This window comes from Pikeienuella piscinae (assembly GCF_011044155.1).
GTDB classification, from domain to species: Bacteria; Pseudomonadota; Alphaproteobacteria; order Rhodobacterales; family Rhodobacteraceae; genus Pikeienuella; species Pikeienuella piscinae.
Window position 1 is genome coordinate 2,953,820 of sequence record NZ_CP049056.1, and the last position, 21,181, is coordinate 2,975,000.

A 21,181-nucleotide genomic window follows, 5' to 3' on the forward strand; every position below is an offset into this window, starting at 1 on the left:
GACGTGCTTCGTGCTGAGAAGAGTAGAGTAATTTTAGGTCATTATTTCTGACGCATAATGAAAATTATGTTGCCTTGGATGACACCTGAATCCGACAGGGGATATTATGCTGTTTGGCGCGCCTGAAATCTCGTTGTATTAATTGAACTCAGCGGTATGGGAGACACGGAATGTTTGGTTTTGGAAGGAAGCGCAAAGCAGAAGCTGCATTAGAGAAGATCGCCATGGCGCTGACTGATGATGACTTCCAAATCCGTATCCTAGGGCCCGAGCAGTATTCCCAGTTCAAATCTTTTAGTGCCATAGACCAACATCCAAAAGCGAATGGAGAGTTTGGGGGGAGCACGGCAAACCCTATTCCAACAAATGGCCCCGTCGGTTCATTGGCGTACTTGTCGCAATTGATCGATGAACAGGGGGGCCAGATTCTATTCCATAGAATCAAAGTTCATAATAATATAGATATATATGAATATGTGTCATTATCGGGATCGAATTGGGGTTTCTTTTTTTTGGATATGTATCATTCTCGAAAGTCGCGCCTTGCTCCAAGCGGATTTTCAATTGCAAAAAGACCCCTTCAGTTAACCGGATTCAATCATTTTTGGGACGACTTCCCATTTGGTTTCTCCGAACAAAAGGCAAGTATGCCGGACGATCTTAGATTGCTATATTCATCAATCAATTCGATAAGTGAAAACATGCGCGGTAAAGAATTTCGACCTAGCGACCTTCATTTTCGAACTCGTCAGGGAATTCTGCAGGGAGGTGAAAACCCCAGGCCAAATGATCCGGAGGGGAAAGCCACAGAGATTGGGCCTGGATCAAAATCAGCGAAAGCGCTCGCAGAAAAAATCTCTCAACAGATAGTTGGTTTTCAGTCTCGTATTTACCGACAATCAATTGAAGACCTAGAAATCTCAGATAGACACGTGGAAAAACTTGAGATCACCTTATTTTCTATGTCTATCGTTACTCTGAGTGTTCTATATTTCTCAAAGCAGAAGAATAAGGAAGAAGACGTTGAGATATCACAATTAGATACATTGAAACAAAGCCTTCCGGCATCTGGGTCAGGCGTGGAATTGAACACCGCAGTTAAGAGGTATCAGGAGAGGTTCTCGGTATATCAAAAGGCATACAACCTATTTTTAGATAGCGAGGCTGTTGAACCCGAGATAACACTTGGTCAGATTGTAGTGGGCTATATTTCTGGTGGGAATATGGACCTCCCACCTTTTATGGCGACACAGCGGGTGTTCTCGGCTGGAGTGTTGGATAATATAGATTTCGCAAAGAACGTATTGTAACGCACGAGGTTTTTCATGGCGCAGAAACGGTTATTTTTGACCGATGGCAAAGATTGGTAAAGGTCGCGAAAAATGCAGTGATCAAAACCCCTTGGCGAAACCTTCCCGAGCATTTTCACCTTTTTGACCGTCTCTCGCGCTCGAGGCTGGCATTCCAAAAGCCCTGCGGCCATTTCACGCTCCAACCCGCCATCACTAATATGATCACACCAGCCGAAGGCGGCGGTCGTCCGACCCTGAATCCACGAAGAGCCGCCCCCGGCGGGAGCGGCCCTCGGAACTCGAACATTGGCGGATCAGCCGGCGATCAGGCCCATGCTCTCCAGCTTCAGCATCACGTCCTGCGCGCAATCGTCGGGCGAGACATTGATCGTGTCGACCACAAGCTCGGCGTTCTGCGGCTCTTCGTACGGGTCGGAGATGCCGGTGAACTCCTTGATCTTGCCTTCGCGGGCGAGCTTGTAGAGCCCCTTGCGGTCGCGCCGCTCGCATTCCTCGACCGAGGTTGCGACATGGACCTCGAGAAAGGCGCCGAACTGTTCGACCATTTCGCGCACCGCGCGGCGGGTGGCGGTATAGGGCGCGATCGGCGCGCAGATGGCGATGCCGCCATTCTTGGTGATCTCCGACGCGACATAGCCGATACGGCGGATGTTGATGTCGCGATGCTCCTTGGAGAAGCCGAGTTCGGACGAGAGATGTTTGCGGACGACATCGCCGTCGAGCAATGTCACCGGCCGGCCGCCCAGCTCCATCAGCTTCACCATCAGCGCGTTGGCGATCGTCGACTTGCCGGAGCCGGAAAGCCCGGTGAAGAAGACGGTGAACCCCTGGCTCACCCGCGGCGGCTTGGTCTTGCGCAGCTCGGAGACGACCTCGGGGAAGGAGAACCATTCGGGTATGTCCAGCCCCTCCTGCAGGCGGCGGCGCAGCTCCGTGCCTGAGATGGAAAGTACCGTCGCGTCCGCAGGCACTTCGTCCGCGGGCATGTATTCGGCGCGATCCTGGACGAAGACCATCTGCTTGAAGGGGACGAGTTCGATGCCGATCTCGCGCTGATGTTCGGCGACGAGGTTCTGCGAATCATACGGCCCGTAGAAATCCTCGCCCTGGCTGTTCTTGCCGGGACCGGCGTGATCGCGCCCGACGATGAAATGAGTGCAGCCGTGATTCTTGCGGATCAGCGCGTGCCAGACCGCCTCACGCGGGCCGCCCATCCGCATGGCGAGGTTGAGCAGCGACATGTGGGTGGTGGAGGCCGGGTACTGGTCCAGCACCGCCTCATAGCAGCGCACGCGCGTGAAATGGTCGATATCGCCGGGCTTCGTCATGCCTACGACCGGATGGATCAGAAGATTGGCCTGCGCCTCCTTCGCTGCGCGGAAAGTCAATTCCTGATGCGCGCGATGAAGCGGATTGCGGGTCTGAAACGCCACCACGCGACGCCAGCCGAGCTTGCGGAAGAAGGCGCGCAGCTCGTTCGGCGTGTCGCGCCGCGATTTGAAGTCGTAATGCACCGGCGGCTGGATGCCGGTGACCGGCCCGCCGAGATAGACCGGCCCCGCGGTGTTGTGGAGGTAATTCACCGCCGGATGGGCGAGATCGTCGGCGCCGAAAACCTTCGCCGCCTCGTTGGACTTGTTCGGCGTCCACTTGTCGGTGATCGACATGATGGCGAGGATCACGCCCTCCTGATCCCGCAGCGCGATGTCCTGGTCCGGGCTGACCATCTCCGCGAATTCCGCAGAGACGTCGAGCGTGATAGGCATCGGCCAGAGCGTCGCGTCGGCGAGGCGCATGGTCTCGACGATGGAGTTGTAGTCGGCTTCGGTATTGAAACCCTTGAGCGGATTGAAGCCGCCGTTCATCAGAAGCTCGAGATCGCAGATCTGCCGCGGCGTGAGATCCCAGGACGGCAGGCTCGCCGCCTCAACCTTGAGTTTGGCGGCGCTGTCGGAGGATACGTAAAGCTCGGGGATCGGCGCGGTGTTCGCGGACATGTCGGATGGTCCTGACTCAGGGGAGGGCGTTCAACATCGCCCGTTCATGCGGTTCGCGCGCCTAATGCGACGGCGTGGCCCAAATTTCAATGCCCGTGGGGCGCCGGGGGCGGCCGGTGTGAAAAAGATCAACGCGGATTCGATCCGGCGGACGCCTGACGTTCGCATCTCGGGTGAAGGCGGGCGGCGACGATCCGTCGCGCATCGGACGCCGGCGCGAGCGCGAAAAATTCCATTGTAACCGTAACCGCAAGGCTCGGGTGGCGTCTGAGCGGCGCAATTGTTCATTCCGTCTGTAGACCTTGATCGGCGTCGACAGGCCCTTGCGGAACGGCTAGCGTTCCAGGCGACGAGCGGGGAAGGAGCGCGGCATGGCTCTCGATGAGCGAAAGGGCGTCTGGAAATCGGGGCGAGGGAAGGGGCGTGCGACGCCGAAAGGGCGTCAGCTTGACGATACGGCGCTTACACAGGTTCGGGCGCTTCTTGGCGACCGGCCGCGACGGCGCGATCTTCTGATCGAGCATCTGCATCTTATCCAGGACGAATACGGTCATCTTTCCGCCGGCCATCTGCGCGCGCTGGCGGAAGAAATGCGGATGGCGCAGGCTGAGGTCTACGAGGTCGCGACATTCTACGCCCATTTCGACGTGGTGAAGGAAGGAGAGACCCCGCCCCCCGCGCTCACTATCCGGGTCTGCGACAGTCTTTCATGCGAACTGGCCGGAGCCGCAGAACTGAAAAAGGCCCTGGAGGCCGGGCTGGACCCCGCCAAGGTTCGCGTCCTCCGCGCGCCCTGCATGGGGCGGTGCGACACCGCGCCCGCGCTGGAGATCGGCCATAACCACATCGACCACGCGACGCCGGAACTGGTGAACCGTGCGATCGCGGCCGGCGACATCCATACGCATGTTCCCGACTATGAAGAACTGGCCGCGTATCGGGCCGGCGGGGGATATGAGACGCTCGCCGCGCTGCGCGCCGGAGCGAAGTCCCCAGAGGAAGTGAAGGAGGAGGTGCTTTCGAGCGGCCTGCGCGGCCTGGGCGGGGCCGGCTTCCCATCCGGGAAGAAATGGGATTTCGTGCGCAACGCCGAAGGCCCGCGTTACCTCGCCGTCAATGGCGACGAGGGTGAGCCGGGCACCTTCAAGGACCGGTTCCATCTTGAACGCGAGCCGCATCTCTTCCTCGAAGGCATGTTGATCGCCGCATGGTCCATCGCCGCGGCGCGGTGCTACATCTACATGCGCGACGAATATCCCGCGGTGCTGGAGATTCTGCGCCGCGAGATTGCGGCGCTGGAGGCGGCGGGGCTCGCAGCGCCGGGATATGTCGAGCTGCGCCGCGGCGCCGGCGCGTATATCTGCGGCGAGGAAAGCGCGATGATCGAGTCGATCGAGGGAAAGCGCGGCATGCCGCGCCATAGGCCGCCCTATGTCGCGCAGGTCGGCCTGTTCGGCCGCCCGACGCTGGTCCACAATGTTGAAACGCTGCACTGGGTCGCGCGAGTCTGTCGCGAGGGTCCGGAGGTTCTGAGCCGCGTCGAGAAGAACGGGCGGAGGGGGCTTCGCTCCTATTCAGTCTCGGGACGAGTGAAGGCGCCGGGCGTGAAACTTCTGCCGGCGGGATCCACGATCCATGACGTGATCGAGGCTTCGGGCGGCATGTTGGAGGGGCACCGCTTCGCAGCGTATCAGCCGGGCGGCCCCTCGGCTGGCATCCTGCCGGCGTCGCTCGGCGATATGCCACTGGATTTCGATATTCTGCAGGAGCACGGCTCCTTCATCGGCTCGGCCGCCATCGTTGTTCTTTCCGACAAGGACAGCATGAAGGCGGCGGCGCTCAACATGCTGCGGTTTTTCGAGGACGAAAGCTGCGGTCAGTGCACGCCCTGCCGCGTCGGTTGCGAAAAGGCAGTGAAGCTGATGCAGGCGGATCGCTGGGATCGCGATCTTCTGGAGGACCTCTGCGCGGTGATGGAGGACGCATCGATCTGCGGGCTCGGTCAAGCGGCGCCGAATGCGATCCGCTTGACCATGAAGCATTTTCCCGACGAGGTCTGATGCATCCGAACCAGATTTATCGGGCCGCGGACGCGGCGCGGAATCTCATCTTCGCGCGTGAACGCGGCTTCGGCGTCGTGACCATCGGCGGTGATGACGAGCCGCTCGCCTCCCACATTCCATTCCTGATCGACGCGGCGGGTGAGCGGCTCGAGGCGCATATCGTGCGTTCGAACCCGATCTGGCGGCGGCTTCGCGCCGGGCCGGCGCGGGCGCTGGTCGCGATCTCAGGGCCGGACGGCTATGTCTCGCCCGACTGGTACGGCGAGCCGGATCTCATGCCGACCTGGAACTATGTCGCCGTGCATCTGAAGGGGGAATTGCGCCTGGCCGATCAAGCGGGGCTCCGGGCGCATCTCGCCGCGCTTTCCGCGACATTCGAGACGCGGCTGGCGCCGAAGGCGCCCTGGACGCTGGAGAAGATGGAGCCGGAGGCGCTTCAGCGCATGATGCGGATGATTGCGCCGGTGGAGATGCGCGTCGATGCGGTCGAAGGAACCTGGAAGTTCAGCCAGAACAAGAGCGACGCAGCGCGGGCCGGCGCGGCGGACGGGGTCGAGAACGCCGGACTCGGCGCGGAGACGGCCGCCCTTGCCTCGCTGATGCGCGCACCGCCGGTCTGATCCGGATTGCGCGTCTCCCGGTTCAGGCGCATCTTCGGCGTCTCACCCGCCGCGCCAATTGACGCGGCGGACATGCCGGAAAGGAAACTCGCATGCAGCTATTTCACGCTGGCCCGTCGCCCTATGTCCGCAAGGTCATGGTTCTGCTCGAAGAGGCCGGAAAGACTGGCGAGATCGCGCTGATCGACGGCGCGACCGCGCCCACCGCGCCGAATGAGGCGCTGATCGCCGCGAATCCGCTTGGAAAGATCCCCTGCCTTGTTCGGGATGACGGTCCCGCCCTCTATGACAGTCGCGTGATCACCCGCTATCTAGACGCGAAGTATGGGACGGGGCTCTACCTGGATGGCGAGGCGGTCTGGTTGACCTTGGCTCTGGAGGCGCATGCGGATGGCGTGCTCGACGCGGCATTGCTCTGCGTTTACGAGGTCCGGATGCGGGAAGAGGCGGGGCGCTCCGCCGCATGGGTGGCCGGGCAGCGAGGTAAGATCACGCGCGGTCTGGACGCGCTGGAGGCGCGCTGGCTCGACCATCTCTCGAGTCACGTCGACATGGGCGCCGTCGCGGTCGCCTGCGTGCTCGGCTATCTCGACTTTCGTGGCGAGATGGGTGGATGGGGCGACTGGCGCGACGGGCGGCCGGGACTGGCCGCCTGGGGAGAGGCGTTTCTCAAACGGCCGGCGATGCGCGCAACCGCGCCCTGACGGGCGTGAAGCCTGGCGCGAGCGTGCAGCGTCGTGGTTCTTTGCTCAGGGCAGGGTCGCCGCGTCCGGTAGACGCGCGCGCCTTGCGTCGGAGAATGCGCGGCGGCTACAGCCCGCCGGGCGGCGCGTTTGGGTGCGCTGTGTTGGAGCGCGGATATCGCCGGGCGGTATCCTGAATTATCCGGGCACGCTTGGCGCGCCGTCGGGATGATCCGGTCGCGCGCAGGACGCCAGCCGCCCTTGCGAGCACGGGTCGCCCACGCGTCTTAGAGACTTGGAGCGGCGCGTCCGACCGTGACGTTGCGCCTGATGATGACGGCGTGAGGACGCCGGAAACGACGACGGCGGCGCTCGAGCGCCGCCGTCAGTACCCACAACTAAACATACACACCACGAACGCGACTGAATTCACAAACCCCACACAAGACCCGAGTACAGTTACACACATTCCCCACCAAACACCTGCGATCGTCGGGCCGCCCCATGCCGAGGCCCAAACCGGCCGGGTTACGGCGCACACTCCACCCCATACACAGCGCTAGGCGCCCGAAGGTGCAGGCCGCGGCCCGACGATACGCAGTTCACTCAACGCCACCCCTCCACACGCGGCGGGTGATTGAGACCCTCAGAAGCCCCCTGAGAAGGTCCGTCACCCGACCCCGAAATCAACATGACGCATCCACCCGTTGGTGAAAAGCGAAAACCACTCACTCAGCTCAAAATGAGTGAAATTTCATCTTATAGTTGTGAGAAATTGGTTCGAGATGCATGAATAGTGAAGCGATCGCATGAATGGAGAGGGATCTCGCATGGATGGAGGCGATTCTGGCGCGGAGTCGCTGCCAAAAATCCGAATCAGCGAATCGCATGACGCATGAACGGCATTCGGTACCAATGGATTCTATGAGTGCGAATGGAGATAACCCTCGCATTCAGGCGTCGAGCACGACAGCGATGCAGCGCTAACCGAGAACGTGAATGGGTGGATGGCTCTTATCGACCGGCCGCCGGACGACGCCGCACGTGGACGAAAGTCTGGGTAACGCGACGAAACAGGAGACGTGAAAACGTAAGTCGACGCCCGGCGTGGCGTTGACGAGTGGAGATCGCATCTATACCGATCCAGCGCATCCCGCGCGCATAATGGCCGGCGGGTCGCTCACAACGCGCCAATCGCTCATGTCATAGTGGGGCGGGCGCGCGGTGACGGAGAGAAAGGCGGGGGCGGCCCGCCGTCAGCGGCGGGCGGCAACACCGCAGCCGAGCCTTCGCCAAGAAGCGCACCCGGTGTCGAGCTCGATCGCGTCGACGCCGAAAGGGTATGCGCGCGGGGCTTGGACGGCCCCGGGTCCTGAAGTCGCTCCAGCGTGGCCATCCATCCGCGGCAGGACGAGCAACCGAAATCTCGCGCGGTATCTCTTGACTGTGCGTAGCCAAGCGGCGTCCGGCCGCGCGTGGGGGTGAGATCAGCCAGCGACCCGGGGTCGCCCTATGAACGGGTTGATGGGGAGGACGACATCATTGGTGAATAGGTGATGACCCGCGCCCTACTCGCCGCAGAGTCGACGCGCTGGCCGTCAGCGCCCTTGAGGGGCGTATGGCGAGGAGCCGCGTGCAAAAGAAAACGGGCCGCCGCCAGAAGGCGACGGCCCGTTGACGGGCGAGTGATTGCTCGTGACGCGCGTCAGTAACGATAGTGATCCGGCTTGTACGGGCCTTCCGCGGGGACGCCGAGATATTCGACCTGGTCGGGGCTCATGGTCGTCAGCTTTACGCCGATCCGATCAAGGTGCAGGCGCGCGACCTTCTCGTCGAGATGCTTCGGCAGGATGAACACTTCGTTCGGATAGTCCTCGCCCCTGGTCCAGAGCTCGATCTGGGCCAGCACCTGATTGGTGAAGCTCGCCGACATCACGAAAGAGGGATGGCCGGTGGCGTTGCCCAGATTGAGAAGGCGCCCTTCGGAGAGGAGGATGAGACGAGCGCCCGAAGGCATCTCGATCATGTCCACCTGGTCCTTGATCTTCGTCCATTTATGGTTCTTGAGCGCCGCAACCTGAATCTCGTTGTCGAAATGGCCGATATTGCCGACGATGGCCATGTCCTTCATTTCGCGCATGTGCTCGATGCGGATCACGTCCTTGTTGCCGGTGGTGGTGACGAAGATGTCGGCGGTCTTCACCGCGTCCTCCAGCGTCACGACCTCGAAACCGTCCATCGCGGCCTGAAGCGCGCAAATCGGGTCGATTTCCGTCACCTTCACGCGGGCGCCGGCCCCGCGCAGCGACGCGGCGGATCCCTTGCCGACGTCGCCATAGCCGCAAACGACGGCGGTCTTGCCTGCCATCATCGTGTCGGTCGCGCGCCGGATGCCGTCGACCAGCGATTCCTTACAGCCGTACTTGTTGTCGAATTTCGATTTGGTGACGCTGTCGTTCACATTGATCGCCGGGAAGGGAAGCTGGCCATTCTCCATCAGCTTGTAGAGCCGATGGACGCCGGTGGTCGTCTCCTCAGAGACGCCCTTGATCATCGCGCGCTGTTTGACGAACCAGCCGGGGCTTTCCTTCATCCGCTTCCTGATCTGCGCGAAGAAGGCGACTTCCTCCTCCGATCCCGGATTGTCGAGCAGCGAGGTCTGGCCTTCCTCGACCTGCGCGCCGAGCAGGATATACATCGTTGCGTCACCGCCATCGTCGAGGATCATGTTCGCGCCGCCCTCCTCGAAATGGAAGATCCGGTCGGCGTAGTCCCAGTACTCCTCCAGCGACTCGCCTTTCACGGCGAAAACCGGAGTGCCGCCGGCGGCGATGGCGGCGGCGGCGTGGTCCTGGGTGGAAAAGATGTTGCAAGAGGCCCAGCGCACATCGGCTCCAAGCTCCACCAGCGTCTCAATGAGTACCGCGGTCTGAATTGTCATGTGAAGCGATCCGGCGATTCGCGCGCCGGCGAGCGGTTCGGACTCGCCGTATTCGGCGCGTAGCGCCATCAGTCCCGGCATCTCGGTTTCCGCGATGGCGATTTCCTTGCGGCCGTATTCGCTAAGCGAAATATCCTTGACGATATGATCGGTCATCTTGTGCTCCTGCTCGCGCCATTTTCGCGCTCGAAACGTCCATCGCCGGCGCTATAGCAGCGGCGGACGGGAGCGGCAACGCGCGTCGGCGCCGCGCTGGTCCCCGCAGCGGGGTGAAGCTAGACTCGGGGAAAAGCAGGCGGGGGGGCGCGTGGCGACGAAACGGGCATGGCAACGGATGCTTTCGGGGCGGCGGCTCGACCTGCTCGACCCGTCGCCGCTGGACATCGAGATCGGCGACATCGCCCACGGGCTCGCCCGAGTCGCGCGTTGGAACGGGCAGACCAGGGGCGACTGGGCGTTCTCGGTGGCGGAGCATTCGGTGCTGGTCGAGCGAATCTTCGCGCGGTTGAAACCGGTGCCGAGCACGGCGCAGCGATTGATGGCGCTTCTGCATGACGCCCCCGAATACGTGATCGGCGACATGATTTCGCCATTCAAGGCGGCGCTCGGTCTCGATTACCGCGCCTTTGAAGATCGACTCGAAGCGGCGACGCATCTCCGCTTCGGCTTGCCGGCGAAGCCGCCCGAAGCGGTGAAGGCGCGGATCAAGCGGGCCGACCGGGCCTCCGCCTGGATCGAGGCCGTGCAACTGGCCGGGTTCGACGAGGCGGAGGCGGGGCGGCTTTTTTCCCGACCGCGTTTCAAGGGGTGGGAGCAGATCAGGCTCACACCGCTGCCGCCGAATGAAGCGGCGGCTGTTTTCCTTGCGCGCTTCGAGCGGCTGACCAAAGGCGTCTGAACCGCAAGATGTGGCCGGCGCCACAGCCGATCGCCTTCCAAGGGTTCATGATTCTTCCAGAGCAGTGCGGCTTAGCCGCCCGCCGGTCCCGAAAAGACCGATCCGGAGCAGGCGTTCCGCCGCGGACAAGCAGGCACGACGTTCACGCACTCAAATCATGGAGATTCAGGATGAGACCCCTTCTTTTCATTGCCTCCGCCCTTTGCGCCCTGTTCATGCTGTCGTCAGCGGCGCGATCCTGCCCAGATTATCATAACTATGTGGGGGAGACCTACTCGGTGTCGGGGAGCTATCTATACCAGCCGAGATACTACAGGGTTCGCGCCGGCGGCGATCGCTCCTTGTCAGCGTGCCCTGTGCGCCTTCTGACCGACAACGGTCCGGGCTTCGTTACCGCTCAGCCGGATTTCACCTTCGGCCTGGCGGATATGCGCGGCTATCAGCTCAAGCTCGAGGTCATCAGCGAGTGCGACAGCGTGCTGCTGATCAACACGGCGACCGAGGGCTGGTACTATGATGACGACGATGCTGGAAATGGCGACGCGCGGATCATCCTCACCCGGCCGGCGGACGGTCGCCTCGACGTGTGGGTCGGCTCGTATAGCGGCGAGACTTGCGACGCGGTTCTCGCGCTCGAGACCTATCGGCGTTGAGTGTCGGCGCGCGCTCCGCTCCCGCCGACCCGTCGGCGGGGGCTCAACGGTTGAAGAGGAAGTGCATCACGTCGCCATCGGCGACGACATAGGCCTTGCCCTCGGCCCGAAGCCGCCCTGATTCACGCGCCTTTTGCTCGCCGCCGAGCGCGACATAATCGTCATAGGCGATCGTCTCGGCGCGGATGAAGCCCTTCTCGAAGTCGCCATGGATCACGCCAGCGGCTTTCGGCGCGGTCCAACCTTTCTGAATCGTCCAGGCCCGGGTCTCTTTCGGGCCGCAGGTGAAGTAGGTCACGAGGCCGAGAAGCTCGTAACCGGCGCGGATCAGTCGGTCGAGCCCAGCCTCCTGCAACCCCATTTCGGCGAGAAACATCTCGCGTTCATCTGGCTCCAGTTGCGCGATCTCCTCCTCGATGGCGGCGGATATCACCACGCAGCCGGCGCCCTCGGCGGCCGCCAGCGATTCGACCTTGGCGGAGAGCGCGTTTCCTTCCGCGGCGTCGGCTTCGGCGACATTACATACATATAGCACCGGCTTGGCGGTCAGAAGCTGCAGCATCCGCCAGGCCTTCTCGTCCTCCTCCGCCACGGCGACGCTGCGCGCCGGACGCCCGGCGTCGAGAGCGGCTTTCGCCGCTTCGAGAAGACGGGCCTGCTGCGCCGCCTCCCTGTCGCCGCCCTTGAGCTTTCGCTGGAGATTCTGCACTCGCCGCTCGATGCTCTCCAGATCGGCGATCATCATCTCGGTTTCGATGGTTTCGGCGTCGGCGGTCGGGTCGATCCTGCCCTCGACATGGGTGATGTCGTCATCCTCGAAACAACGCAGGACATGGGCGATGGCGTCGACTTCGCGGATATTGGCGAGGAACTGGTTGCCGAGACCTTCGCCTTTGGATGCGCCGCGAACCAGCCCGGCGATATCGACGAAGGTCAGTCGCGTCGGTATCACCTCTTTCGAGCCGGCGATCTTCGCCAGCGTTTCGATCCGCTCGTCGGGAACTGAAACCTCGCCGACGTTCGGCTCAATCGTGCAGAAGGGAAAATTCGCCGCCTGCGCCGCAGCCGTGCGGGTCAGCGCGTTGAATAGCGTCGACTTGCCGACATTCGGCAGCCCGACGATGCCGCATTTGAAACCCATGGGCCGCGCCCTCCTCGATTTGCGGGCGCCTGATTAGCCGCGTTGCGGCGCGGCGGCAATCCGCTAGGTTCTGTCGCGCCATGATACGCCATCTTGTCCTCGCTCTCATTCTGGCGCCGATCGCCGCAGAGGCGACCGCGCTCGTCGAGTATGTTGTAAACGACGGCGCGTCGATTCCCGCGCCGCTGGCCGAATGGTCGGGCGGTCCCGGGCCGGGCGAAGCGCTCTATCAGAGCGCAGGCTGCGCGGCTTGTCATGACGGACCGGATGCGCCCGATCTCGCCGATATCGGCCGGCGACTGACCACGGGCGAAATTCGGCTGATGATCGTCGAGCCGCGCATTCTTTTCCCCGGGACCGCGATGCCAGCCTATTATACGCCCGGCCGGATGGGCGAGGCGCCGGACGAGCTTGTCGGCGCCACGCGGCTGACTGCCCTGGAGATCGAACAGATCATCGCCTATCTCATGCGCGCCGAGACGCCCTGACGCATGAAGCGCGAAATTGTGAGACGACCTGACGGCCGTGCTGCGCTAGGGCGGGGTGAGCAGACAAAGGGGCGGACATGTTCGAGATTCTGACGGCGTTCGCGGGCGGGCTGTTGAGCTTTCTGTCGCCCTGCGTCCTGCCGCTGGCGCCGCCCTATCTCGCTTTCATCGCCGGGACGACGCTGGACCAGTTGACCGAAGACGAGAAGGTCGACGATGCGCTGGCGCGGCGGGTGCTGTTCTCCTCGATCTTCTTCGTGCTGGGGCTGGCGACGGTTTTCGTCACGCTGGGCGCCACGGCCTCGGTGCTCGGGCAGGCGCTACTGCAGAACAAGATCCTGTTCGGGCGGATCGCCGGCGGCGTGATCGTCGTGCTCGGCCTGCATTTCCTCGGTGTGATCCGAATCCCCTTCCTCTATCGCGAAGCGCGGCTGGACGCGGGCAAGGCTGCTGGGAGCTACGCTGGGGCCTATGTCATCGGGCTCGCCTTCGCTTTCGGTTGGACGCCTTGCATCGGGCCGATCCTTGGCACGATTCTGGTGCTGGCGGGGCAGGAGGATACGATCGGACGAGGGGTTCTGATGCTCGCCGTCTATGCTGCCGGGCTCGGGCTTCCCTTCATTCTCGCCGCGCTCTTCGTCCGGCCCTTCATGCGCTGGATGCGGGGCTTTCGCCGGCATCTCGGACTGGTGGAGAAGGCGATGGGCGCGCTCCTGATCGTCGTCGGCGTCGCGATGGCGACCGGCGCGTTCAGCCGGGCGGCGTTCTGGCTGCTGGAGACATTTCCGTTTCTCGCCAGCATAGGCTGAAGCCTTCCGTGGGACGTCCTTTACTCTTCCGCTGACCGCGCGCGGCGCAGCGCCTCTTCCAGGACATGCGACCGAATCGCGGAGGCGAGGCCAACCTCGGCGGGCCGCGCCGCGTCGATCCGCGCGGCGAGGGCGTTGATCGAAACGCCCTCCGACATCGCCAGCTCCTGGAATGCGCGCCAGAAAGGCGGCTCCAGCGTCACGCTGGTCCGGTGTCCGGCGAGCGTCAGGGAGTGCTTTTTCGGGGGGGCGTATGTGGCCATGGTCAGAACGATTCCGCTGAAAACGTATCGCAATCGCCGAGATCGCCGCGCTCGAATCCTTTGGAAAACCACCTGACGCGCTGATCGGCCGCGCCATGGGTGAAACTGTCGGGCACGGCGTAGCCTTGCGCCTGATCTTGCAGCACATCGTCGCCAATCCGTGATGCGGCGTTTAGCGCCTCCTCGATATCGCCGCCCTCGAGACTGGAGAAGCGCTGGTCCGCCTGCCGCGTCCAGACGCCGGAAAGGCAGTCTGCCTGCAGTTCGAGCCTAACCGAGAGCTGATTCGCCTCGGTTTCCGGTCTTCCGGAACGGAGGCGGTTCACTTCGGGCAGTATTCCCAACTCGTTTTGGACGTGATGCCCGACTTCATGCGCGATCACATAGGCGCGGGCGAAATCGCCCGCCGCGCCAAGGCGCTGCTCCAGCACCATGAAGAAGTCAGTATCGAGATAGACGCGCTTATCCGCCGGGCAATAGAAGGGCCCGGTGGCGGCCGAAGCGCCGCCACAGGCCGATTGCGTGCTTCCGGAAAAGAGAACAAGGAGCGGCGGCGCGTAGGTCCGCCCCAATTGCTCGGTAAAGATCGCTCCCCAGACGTCCTCGGTGTCGGCGAGCACGACGGCGACGAACTCCTCCGTCGTGTCGTCGATCTTGTTTGCGGCGCGGTTCGTCGGCGGCGCGCTCACATATCCGCCGCCATCGCCGCCAATGACGCCAAGCAGTGTTGACGGATCGATCCCGAAGATCAGGCCGAGAACGACGATGGCGACAAAGCCGAGACCGCCCACCCTGACGCCCCCGCGTCGTGAGACGCCCCTCCGCCCGCCGTGGAATCCGCCGGCGCCGCGGCCGCGCCGATCCTCGATATTGGCGCTCGACCGTCGTCCCCGCCATTTCATCGCGGATGGTCCTTCTGATGATCGCGCGGATCAGGCCTTCGGGCCGAGCATCTCCTCCGGCCGCACCACGCGGTCGAATGTTTCCGCGTCGACGAAGCCGAGGGCGATCGCTTCTTCCTTCAGCGTCGTGCCGTTCTTGTGCGCGGTCTTGGCGACCTTGGTGGCGTTGTCATAGCCGATTTCGGGAGCGAGCGCCGTGACCAGCATCAGGCTCTCCCACATCAGTTTGGAGATGCGGTCTTCATTCGCACGGATGCCGGCGACGCAATTGTCGGTGAAGGCGACGGCGGAATCGCCGAGAAGCTGCATCGCCTGCAGAAGGTTGTACGCCATCATCGGCTTATAGACGTTAAGCTCGAAATGGCCCTGCGAGCCGGCGAAACCGATCGCGGCGTCATTGCCCATGACATGCGCGCAGACTTGGGTGAGCGCTTCGCACTGCGTCGGGTTGACCTTCCCGGGCATGATCGAGGAGCCAGGCTCGTTCTCCGGTAGAATCAATTCGCCGAGCCCGCAACGCGGGCCGGAGCCGAGGAAACGGATATCGTTGGCGATCTTGAAGAGCGAGGCGGCGACGGTCTTCACCGCACCTGAAGCCTCGACGATAGCGTCATGCGCCGCAAGCGCCTCGAACTTGTTCGGCGCGGTGACGAACGGAAGGCCGGTGATCTTCGCTATCGTCGCGGCGACCTTCTTGTCGAACCCCGGCTTCGTGTTGAGCCCGGTGCCGACCGCGGTGCCGCCCTGCGCCAGCGCGTAGAGATTGTGTAAAGCGCCCTCGACCCGTCTGATCCCCTGCTCGACCTGGAAGGCGTAGCCGCCGAATTCCTGACCGAGCGTCATCGGCGTCGCATCCTGGGTGTGGGTGCGCCCGATCTTTATGATGTCGGAAAACGCCTCCGCCTTCTCCTTCAGCGCCGCGTGAAGCTTTTTCAGCCCCGGAATCAGGACCGAGGACGCGGTGACGGCGGCGGCGATGTGCATCGCGGTCGGAAAGGTGTCGTTCGAGCTTTGCGAGCGGTTCACATGGTCGTTCGGATGCACCGGGTCCTTGGAGCCGATGACGCCGCCGAGAATCTCGATGGCGCGATTCGAGATCACCTCGTTCGCGTTCATGTTGGACTGCGTGCCGGAGCCGGTCTGCCAGACGACCAACGGGAAGTGATCGTCAAGTTCGCCGGCGACGACCTCGGACGCCGCCTTGACGATGGCGTCGCCGAGCTTCGGGTCGAGATTGCCGAGCTCCATGTTCACCTCGGCGCAGGCTTGCTTGATGACGCCGAGCGCGCGGACGATGGCGATCGGCTGGCGCTCCCATCCGATCGGGAAGTTCATCAGGCTGCGCTGGGTCTGCGCGCCCCAGTAGCGGTCGGCCTGAACCTCCAGCGGCCCGAAGCTGTCGGTTTCTGTACGGGTGGCGGACATCGGCGTATTCCTCGGTTGTGGGCGCTATCGCTGCCCGTTTTCAGGGCTTGCGGAACTTGTCGAGGCTGACGACGTCGGCCGAGCTATTCGGCGCCGGGTCGGCCTCCACCTCAACCTCTGTTTCATCGGGGGGTTCGATCTCGGTCGCGTCGAACTTGAGACCAAACTCCACGGAGGGATCGACGAAAGTCAGCACCGCGTCGAACGGCACATAAAGATCAGCCATCCGGTTCGAGAAGCTCAGCCGTACCCGGAAGCCTTCCGGCTCCACCTCCAGCCCGTCATATTCATGCTGTATGACGATCGTGATCTGGTCCGGATACTTCTCGCGGAGCCAGTCCGGCAGCCTCGCGGCGCCGTGGGTGGAGGCGAAGGTGATGTAGAAATGATGATCGCCCGGCAGGCCCTTGGCGGCGACTTCGGCCAACGCCTCCGCCATCACGCCGCGAAGCGCGCGCTCCATCATCTGACCGTAGTTCAATCCCTCGTCGCGCATCCAGCCTCTTTCCGTTCGCTTTGGCGAACATATCCGATTCGCCCGCCGATCATAGACGTCGAAGGCCCGCGGGAAACGGTTTAGCGTATGGATGAGGATTTAGTGCAGGCTTCTGTTGCCAGGCGCCTGCGAGCCCCGCCCCTGACGGCAAAGCCAGGGGACTTAAGTTTCGGTTTGGTTACTGCTTACGCAGCAACGGCCACCGGAGCACGGTTGTCATTGGCAACTGTACAATTTGCACCGATAACGGTGGTGGCTCACCGGGTGAAAGCAAACACCTTTAGACGTCCGTCGATCCTGTTTCGGCCCCTCGCCCGCCAATGAACGGGTGTTGGTGGAGCCGCCGGGTACCGCCCCCGGGTCCGATCCGTGTATTACGTGCGCGTTTATCACCATAGTCCCCGAGGGGACCGAACGAATATAGCGACGCCGCACCCCGTTGTGAAGGGTGCGCGGGGGTTTGGGCCAAGTCGACGAGGGGAAACGCCGGCAAGACAGATGACGTCATTGACCACTCGATCCCGATGGATGTTTTTCGCCCGCGGCCGCCTGTCTGGCCGGCCGGGCTGGGACGCATGACGGCGTCTGGCTATCGACAAGGATGAAGGCGAGCGCGCCTGTCGTCGGGCGGGGCGTTCCATATAGGATCTTCACGGGGTTTCTGGGCAGAATTTTTCGTCTGGCGCAGGCGGGCGCCGGTCAGGTTCGGATTGGGCGTTCGGCCTCGCTCCTGCGGGATCGGGCCGCGCGGCGACGCCGCCAATATTCCCTGGTCCAGATGTTTCTGGTGAATGCCGCCAAGTTGAGGCGGCTAGTCAAGAGATGGCCGCGAACCCCGGCCTCATGCAATCGCATGACCGCACCTGCGATACACTATTATCACTATTATAGTGTGGCGGCATTATAGTGTGGCGGCGTGAGGGCTATCTTCCGCCGGCGACGCGCTGGATGGCCGGGCCGCGCCGAGCTACCGGGTCCGTCAACTCCCTGAGGAGCTTGCGGCGGATGGCGCGGGGGTAGTCTTCGAAATTTCGCGCCGTCAGAACGAAAGCGCCGCCGCCGCCGATCACCTCGCGGCGGTAATACGCCGTGAGCCCATCGTCGCCGGTCTCGATCGCCAGGCCGTTGATTCGCACGCCGCCGCGGACCAGCGCGTCGCGCATCCTCATCGTCGCCAGTCCTTCGTTCGACACCCCGTCCCCGGAGATATCGACAACCTGGCGTCTGCAGTGCGCGGCGATCGCGCCGAGAAGATCGGCCGACGCGGCGAGCGCGTCGCCGATCGCGGTGGAGAAATGCCGGAACGCGCGCGGGGCGGTCTCGACATCATGTGCGAGACGCGCCGCCGCCGCTTGGTCCATGACCTGAGTCCAGGGAACCGCGACATGTTGGCGCGACGAGCCGGACCACTGCATCACCGCGACCATCGCCTTGGCGTCGACCAGCGCGTCAATCACCGTGGGATCGCGGAGCGCAGCGGCGAGCCCGCCCATCTGCAACCGGTATTCGGAGGGATCGACGCTGCCGGAGACGTCGATCGCGAGTACGAGCGCCGTCTCGCAGGCGCAGGCAGTTCCAGCGAAGAGCGCGGCGGCGACGAAGAGCGCGCCCCGGTTCATCGGGCGGGCGGCGCCGCCGGAATGGCGCCGAGGAAAAACCGCCTGTCGATCTCACGAAGCGGTGTGCCGGGAATGAGGCCGGGAGAATCCCTGAACCCGTTCCGCGCGACGATCAGGCGCGCGCCGGGCCCGCCGCTCACGGCGCGGCGATGATGGGCCCCGAGGTCGGAGCGCGTGTCCTTGCTCACGAGACCGCTGCCCGCGCCACCCTCCAACGCGCCGCGCCGGCGGAGAGAAGCGCCTCGAGGCCAGGACGGGCGGCGCGCCCGATCACTCCCGCAACATCGAGAGCGCCGGCGAAAGCTCTCGCAAGAGTTTGAGTCGGATCGCGTGGGCGTAGTCGTCGAAATCCGCGGCCGTTTCGACAAAGGCGCCGGGGCCGCCGATCACTTCGTCGCGGTAATACGGGTAGGGGTCGGGCGTGGCGCCAAGAATGACTAGCCCGTTGACCGTGATCCCGCGCGCCATCGTTGGCCAAATGACCGAGGGAGGCGGCCCGTCATTCCAGACGCCGTCGCCGGATATGTCGATCACCGAGCGTCGGCAAGGTGTGTGATTCTCGCTCAAGAGCCCGTCCGCGAACCTCATCGCCGCGCCGAGCCCGGTGAGGGTGAAGCCGAACGAGCGATGGGTTTGCTCGATCCCGGCCGCGAATGTCTCCAGCTCCGGGCCGCCGGTCAGCAGGGTCCAGGGCGTCGTTTGCTTCTGTTGGGTCTCGTCGCCCCAGATCATCACCGTCGCCATCACCCCACCTTTCTGTGCGCGGATCAGGTCGATCACATCGGGGGCGCGAAAGGCGTTGGCGAGGCCGTTCATCTGCAGATCGTATTCGCGGCTGGAGACCGAGCGGGAAACGTCCATCGCCATCACCAGAGCCACGGCGCACTGATCCTGCGCGGCGGCGGCGGCGGGGGCGGCCAGGCCGACCGCGCCCGCCGCCGCGAGAATCAGTGCGCGGATCACCAGTGGCCGGTGTTTTCCATGCTCGCCCAGGGTTCTTTCTTTTCCTGCGCGCCGCCGGCGTTCAGAAGCTCGATCGACACGCCGTCGGGCGAGCGGACAAAGGCCATGCGCCCGTCGCGCGGCGGCCGGTTGATGGTCACACCAGCGTCCATCAGCTTCTGGCACATCGCGTAGACGTCATCGACCTCATAGGCGAGATGGCCGAAATTCCGGCCCTCGCCATAGGTCTCGTCGCTATCCCAGTTGAAGGTGAGTTCCAGCTGCGCCTCCGGCTGACCCGGCGCGGCGAGAAACACATTGGTGAACTTGCCGGCCTCGCTCTCGATGCGGCGCACCTCCTCGAGGCCGAGGAGATCGCAGTAGAAGCGTTTCGATTCGTCGATGTCCGTCACCCGGACCATTGTGTGGAGATACCTGATCTTCATATCGCGCTCCTCATGCGTCTGCTGATTCGGTCTTCGGCCAACTCATCCGGCGGCGAAGCCTAAGAAGCGCCGCCGCATAGGCGTCCCGGTTCACATAGGCCTCGTGCCGCGAGCTGGCGACCGTCCTCAGCCCTTTCAGAAGATCATAGTCGTTTCGCGCCACTTCCGCGCGCAGTTTCGCATGCTCGGCGCCGCCAGCCGCCGCTGCGCGGAGCGCGCGGGCGATGATCCAGGCCATCTCGCCGAAAAGCGTGATCGAGGAGCCGGCCGCCTTGATGAAGCTGATGAAGAAGAGGTCGTCGCGCTCCGGCGAGAAGACGCAAAGCGGCAGCTCCGCCCGTCCGCCGTCAAACGGATTGACGTCGGGAGCGAGAAAGGGCGCGGACCAGTCATAGCCGGTGGCGAGGATGATCTCGTCGAACGCGGCTCGCGCGCCGTCTTTGAAGACAACCTCGCGTCCCTCAAGCCGGTCGATATCCGGATATATGGCGACGTCGCCATGGCGGAGGTGGTGCAGGATCTGGTCGTTCATCAGCGGATGCGTCTCCAGAAGCTCGTGATCGGGCTCCGGCAGACCGAGCCGCGCCAAGTCGCCGATCTGTTTCCGGAGCCGCCGCTTCAATACCTTCTGGCGCAGCCAGAGCGGAACATTCGGTTGGCGTGCGGCGTAGACATCGGTGGGGAGGCCGTTGAAATGCTTCGGAATGAACCAGTAGCCGCGCCGGAGGCTGAGACCGGCATGCGTCGCGCGCTGCGCCGCGTCGCAGGCGATGTCGGCCCCTGAATTGCCGCACCCGACGATCAGGACCCGCCGCCCGGCCAAGTCGTCCGCACTATTATAGTCGCGCGCGTGGCGAATGCGGCCGTCGAACGCGCCGGGGATCGCGGGCGTCTTCGCATCCCATGTCGCGCCGTTGGCGCAGATCAGCCAGCGATAGGCGCGCCGCTCGCCATCCGCGGTCTCCACGTCCCAGCCATCGGCGGTAGGGCGGGCGGCTGCGACGGCGACGCCGAACCGCGCATGCTCGTAGAGACCATGCGCGCGCGCGAAATCGCGAGTATAGGCGAGGATCTGGTCGTGGCGCGGATAATCCGGCCAGTCCTCCGGCATAGGGAAACCGTCGAAACCCGACATCGTCCGCGACGAGATGAAGTGCGCGCTGTCATAGACCGGCGAGAGCGGCCAGTCGCGATTCCAGAGCCCGCCGAAATCCGCGTTCTGTTCGATGATCTCGAAACCGATGCCGAAGGCTTTCAACGCCCGACCCATGGCGAGCCCGGCGGGGCCGCCGCCGATGATCGCGGCTTTATCCTGCATCGGTGGTTTTCTCCGCCGGATATCGAGGCTATCGTCCCTCGAAACACTAGATAGAGGGGGCGGCGCGACCGTCCCCGGGTGAATCAGGGACATCATATGCCGCTCACGCCCGAACAACAGGCCGAAATCGAGCATTCCCGATCGGAGACGCGCCAGACGCGGCG

General features: G+C 63.3%; 20 protein-coding genes and 1 other RNA gene (1 of these 21 only partly in view). 9 read left to right on the plus strand and 12 right to left on the minus strand.

The window, feature by feature from the left end; all coding sequences use genetic code 11:
- Positions 1 to 170: 170 nt before the first annotated feature.
- Positions 171 to 1,310, plus strand: a complete 1,140-nt coding sequence (locus G5B40_RS14005; protein ID WP_165099778.1) for a hypothetical protein — start codon at positions 171 to 173, stop codon at positions 1,308 to 1,310.
- A 296-nt stretch (positions 1,311 to 1,606) separates the two neighbouring features.
- Here G5B40_RS14005 and G5B40_RS14010 read toward each other — a convergent pair whose 3' ends face one another.
- Complete coding sequence (locus tag G5B40_RS14010; protein WP_165099781.1) at positions 1,607 to 3,310, minus strand: bifunctional sulfate adenylyltransferase/adenylylsulfate kinase; 1,704 nt, start codon at positions 3,308 to 3,310, stop codon at positions 1,607 to 1,609.
- Positions 3,311 to 3,681: 371 nt separating this feature from the next.
- Between G5B40_RS14010 and G5B40_RS14015 the strand changes: the two genes are divergently transcribed.
- The 3 genes from G5B40_RS14015 (at position 3,682) to G5B40_RS14025 (ending at position 6,697) form a co-directional block, all read left to right on the plus strand.
- Positions 3,682 to 5,370 carry an NAD(P)H-dependent oxidoreductase subunit E gene (locus tag G5B40_RS14015; RefSeq protein WP_165099783.1) on the plus strand — a complete coding sequence of 563 codons (1,689 nt, stop codon included), beginning with the start codon at positions 3,682 to 3,684 and terminating at the stop codon, positions 5,368 to 5,370.
- Positions 5,370 to 5,993 (plus strand): FMN-binding negative transcriptional regulator, encoded by a 624-nt coding sequence (locus G5B40_RS14020; protein ID WP_165099786.1) that lies wholly within the window; start codon positions 5,370 to 5,372, stop codon positions 5,991 to 5,993. Before G5B40_RS14015 ends, G5B40_RS14020 begins: the two co-directional genes overlap by 1 nt.
- A gap of 92 nt (positions 5,994 to 6,085) precedes the next feature.
- The gene (locus G5B40_RS14025) at positions 6,086 to 6,697 is read left to right on the plus strand and encodes a glutathione S-transferase (protein WP_165099788.1); all 612 of its coding nucleotides are present in this window, start codon (positions 6,086 to 6,088) and stop codon (positions 6,695 to 6,697) included.
- A gap of 1,684 nt (positions 6,698 to 8,381) precedes the next feature.
- Here the strand turns inward: G5B40_RS14025 and ahcY are convergent.
- Positions 8,382 to 9,773 carry an adenosylhomocysteinase gene (gene ahcY / locus G5B40_RS14030; RefSeq protein ID WP_165099791.1) on the minus strand — a complete coding sequence of 464 codons (1,392 nt, stop codon included), beginning with the start codon at positions 9,771 to 9,773 and terminating at the stop codon, positions 8,382 to 8,384.
- A gap of 151 nt (positions 9,774 to 9,924) precedes the next feature.
- On the opposite strand from ahcY, the gene G5B40_RS14035 reads away from it, so the two are divergent.
- Positions 9,925 to 10,515: an HD domain-containing protein gene (locus tag G5B40_RS14035; protein ID WP_211907332.1), complete on the plus strand. Its 591-nt coding sequence runs from the start codon at positions 9,925 to 9,927 to the stop codon at positions 10,513 to 10,515.
- A 170-nt stretch (positions 10,516 to 10,685) separates the two neighbouring features.
- Positions 10,686 to 11,168 carry a hypothetical protein gene (locus tag G5B40_RS14040; protein WP_246209526.1) on the plus strand — a complete coding sequence of 161 codons (483 nt, stop codon included), beginning with the start codon at positions 10,686 to 10,688 and terminating at the stop codon, positions 11,166 to 11,168.
- Positions 11,169 to 11,211: 43 nt separating this feature from the next.
- Here the strand turns inward: G5B40_RS14040 and ychF are convergent, their stop codons facing one another.
- Positions 11,212 to 12,309 (minus strand): redox-regulated ATPase YchF, encoded by a 1,098-nt coding sequence (ychF, locus tag G5B40_RS14045; protein WP_165099794.1) that lies wholly within the window; start codon positions 12,307 to 12,309, stop codon positions 11,212 to 11,214.
- Positions 12,310 to 12,389: 80 nt separating this feature from the next.
- Here ychF and G5B40_RS14050 point away from each other — a divergent pair, with 80 nt between their 5' ends.
- Both G5B40_RS14050 and G5B40_RS14055 read left to right on the plus strand, forming a co-directional pair.
- Positions 12,390 to 12,797: a c-type cytochrome gene (locus G5B40_RS14050; RefSeq protein ID WP_165099796.1), complete on the plus strand. Its 408-nt coding sequence runs from the start codon at positions 12,390 to 12,392 to the stop codon at positions 12,795 to 12,797.
- 77 nt (positions 12,798 to 12,874) lie between these two features.
- Entirely contained in the window at positions 12,875 to 13,606 is a 732-nt protein-coding gene (locus G5B40_RS14055) for a cytochrome c biogenesis CcdA family protein (protein WP_165099799.1), read from the plus strand.
- 20 nt (positions 13,607 to 13,626) lie between these two features.
- Here G5B40_RS14055 and G5B40_RS14060 read toward each other — a convergent pair whose 3' ends face one another.
- The 9 genes from G5B40_RS14060 to G5B40_RS14100 all read right to left on the minus strand — a co-directional run bounded on the left by G5B40_RS14060 (position 13,627) and on the right by G5B40_RS14100 (position 21,017).
- Entirely contained in the window at positions 13,627 to 13,869 is a 243-nt protein-coding gene (locus tag G5B40_RS14060) for a ribbon-helix-helix domain-containing protein (RefSeq protein WP_165099801.1), read from the minus strand.
- A gap of 2 nt (positions 13,870 to 13,871) precedes the next feature.
- Complete coding sequence (gene ypfJ / locus G5B40_RS14065; RefSeq protein WP_165099804.1) at positions 13,872 to 14,771, minus strand: KPN_02809 family neutral zinc metallopeptidase; 900 nt, start codon at positions 14,769 to 14,771, stop codon at positions 13,872 to 13,874.
- Positions 14,772 to 14,801: 30 nt separating this feature from the next.
- The gene (gene fumC / locus G5B40_RS14070; protein WP_165099807.1) at positions 14,802 to 16,196 is read right to left on the minus strand and encodes a class II fumarate hydratase; all 1,395 of its coding nucleotides are present in this window, start codon (positions 16,194 to 16,196) and stop codon (positions 14,802 to 14,804) included.
- A gap of 40 nt (positions 16,197 to 16,236) precedes the next feature.
- Positions 16,237 to 16,692, minus strand: a complete 456-nt coding sequence (locus G5B40_RS14075) for an SspB family protein (protein WP_165099810.1) — start codon at positions 16,690 to 16,692, stop codon at positions 16,237 to 16,239.
- Between the two features lie 101 nt (positions 16,693 to 16,793).
- Positions 16,794 to 17,142: a transfer-messenger RNA gene (ssrA, locus tag G5B40_RS14080) on the minus strand.
- Between the two features lie 473 nt (positions 17,143 to 17,615).
- A complete protein-coding gene (locus G5B40_RS14085) occupies positions 17,616 to 18,311 on the minus strand; it encodes a DUF1194 domain-containing protein (protein ID WP_165099812.1) in 696 nt (231 codons plus the stop codon).
- Between the two features lie 270 nt (positions 18,312 to 18,581).
- Positions 18,582 to 19,274: a DUF1194 domain-containing protein gene (locus G5B40_RS14090; RefSeq protein ID WP_165099814.1), complete on the minus strand. Its 693-nt coding sequence runs from the start codon at positions 19,272 to 19,274 to the stop codon at positions 18,582 to 18,584.
- Positions 19,271 to 19,699: a VOC family protein gene (locus G5B40_RS14095; protein WP_211907333.1), complete on the minus strand. Its 429-nt coding sequence runs from the start codon at positions 19,697 to 19,699 to the stop codon at positions 19,271 to 19,273. Before G5B40_RS14095 ends, G5B40_RS14090 begins: the two co-directional genes overlap by 4 nt.
- 10 nt (positions 19,700 to 19,709) lie before the next feature.
- Complete coding sequence (locus G5B40_RS14100) at positions 19,710 to 21,017, minus strand: flavin-containing monooxygenase (protein WP_165099816.1); 1,308 nt, start codon at positions 21,015 to 21,017, stop codon at positions 19,710 to 19,712.
- Positions 21,018 to 21,113: 96 nt separating this feature from the next.
- Here G5B40_RS14100 and thyX point away from each other — a divergent pair, with 96 nt between their 5' ends.
- Positions 21,114 to 21,181, plus strand: the beginning of a protein-coding gene (thyX, locus tag G5B40_RS14105) for an FAD-dependent thymidylate synthase (RefSeq protein ID WP_165099818.1). Its footprint extends 862 nt past the window's final position; the window shows 68 of its 930 coding nt (coding positions 1–68); the start codon lies at positions 21,114 to 21,116; the stop codon falls past the right edge of the window.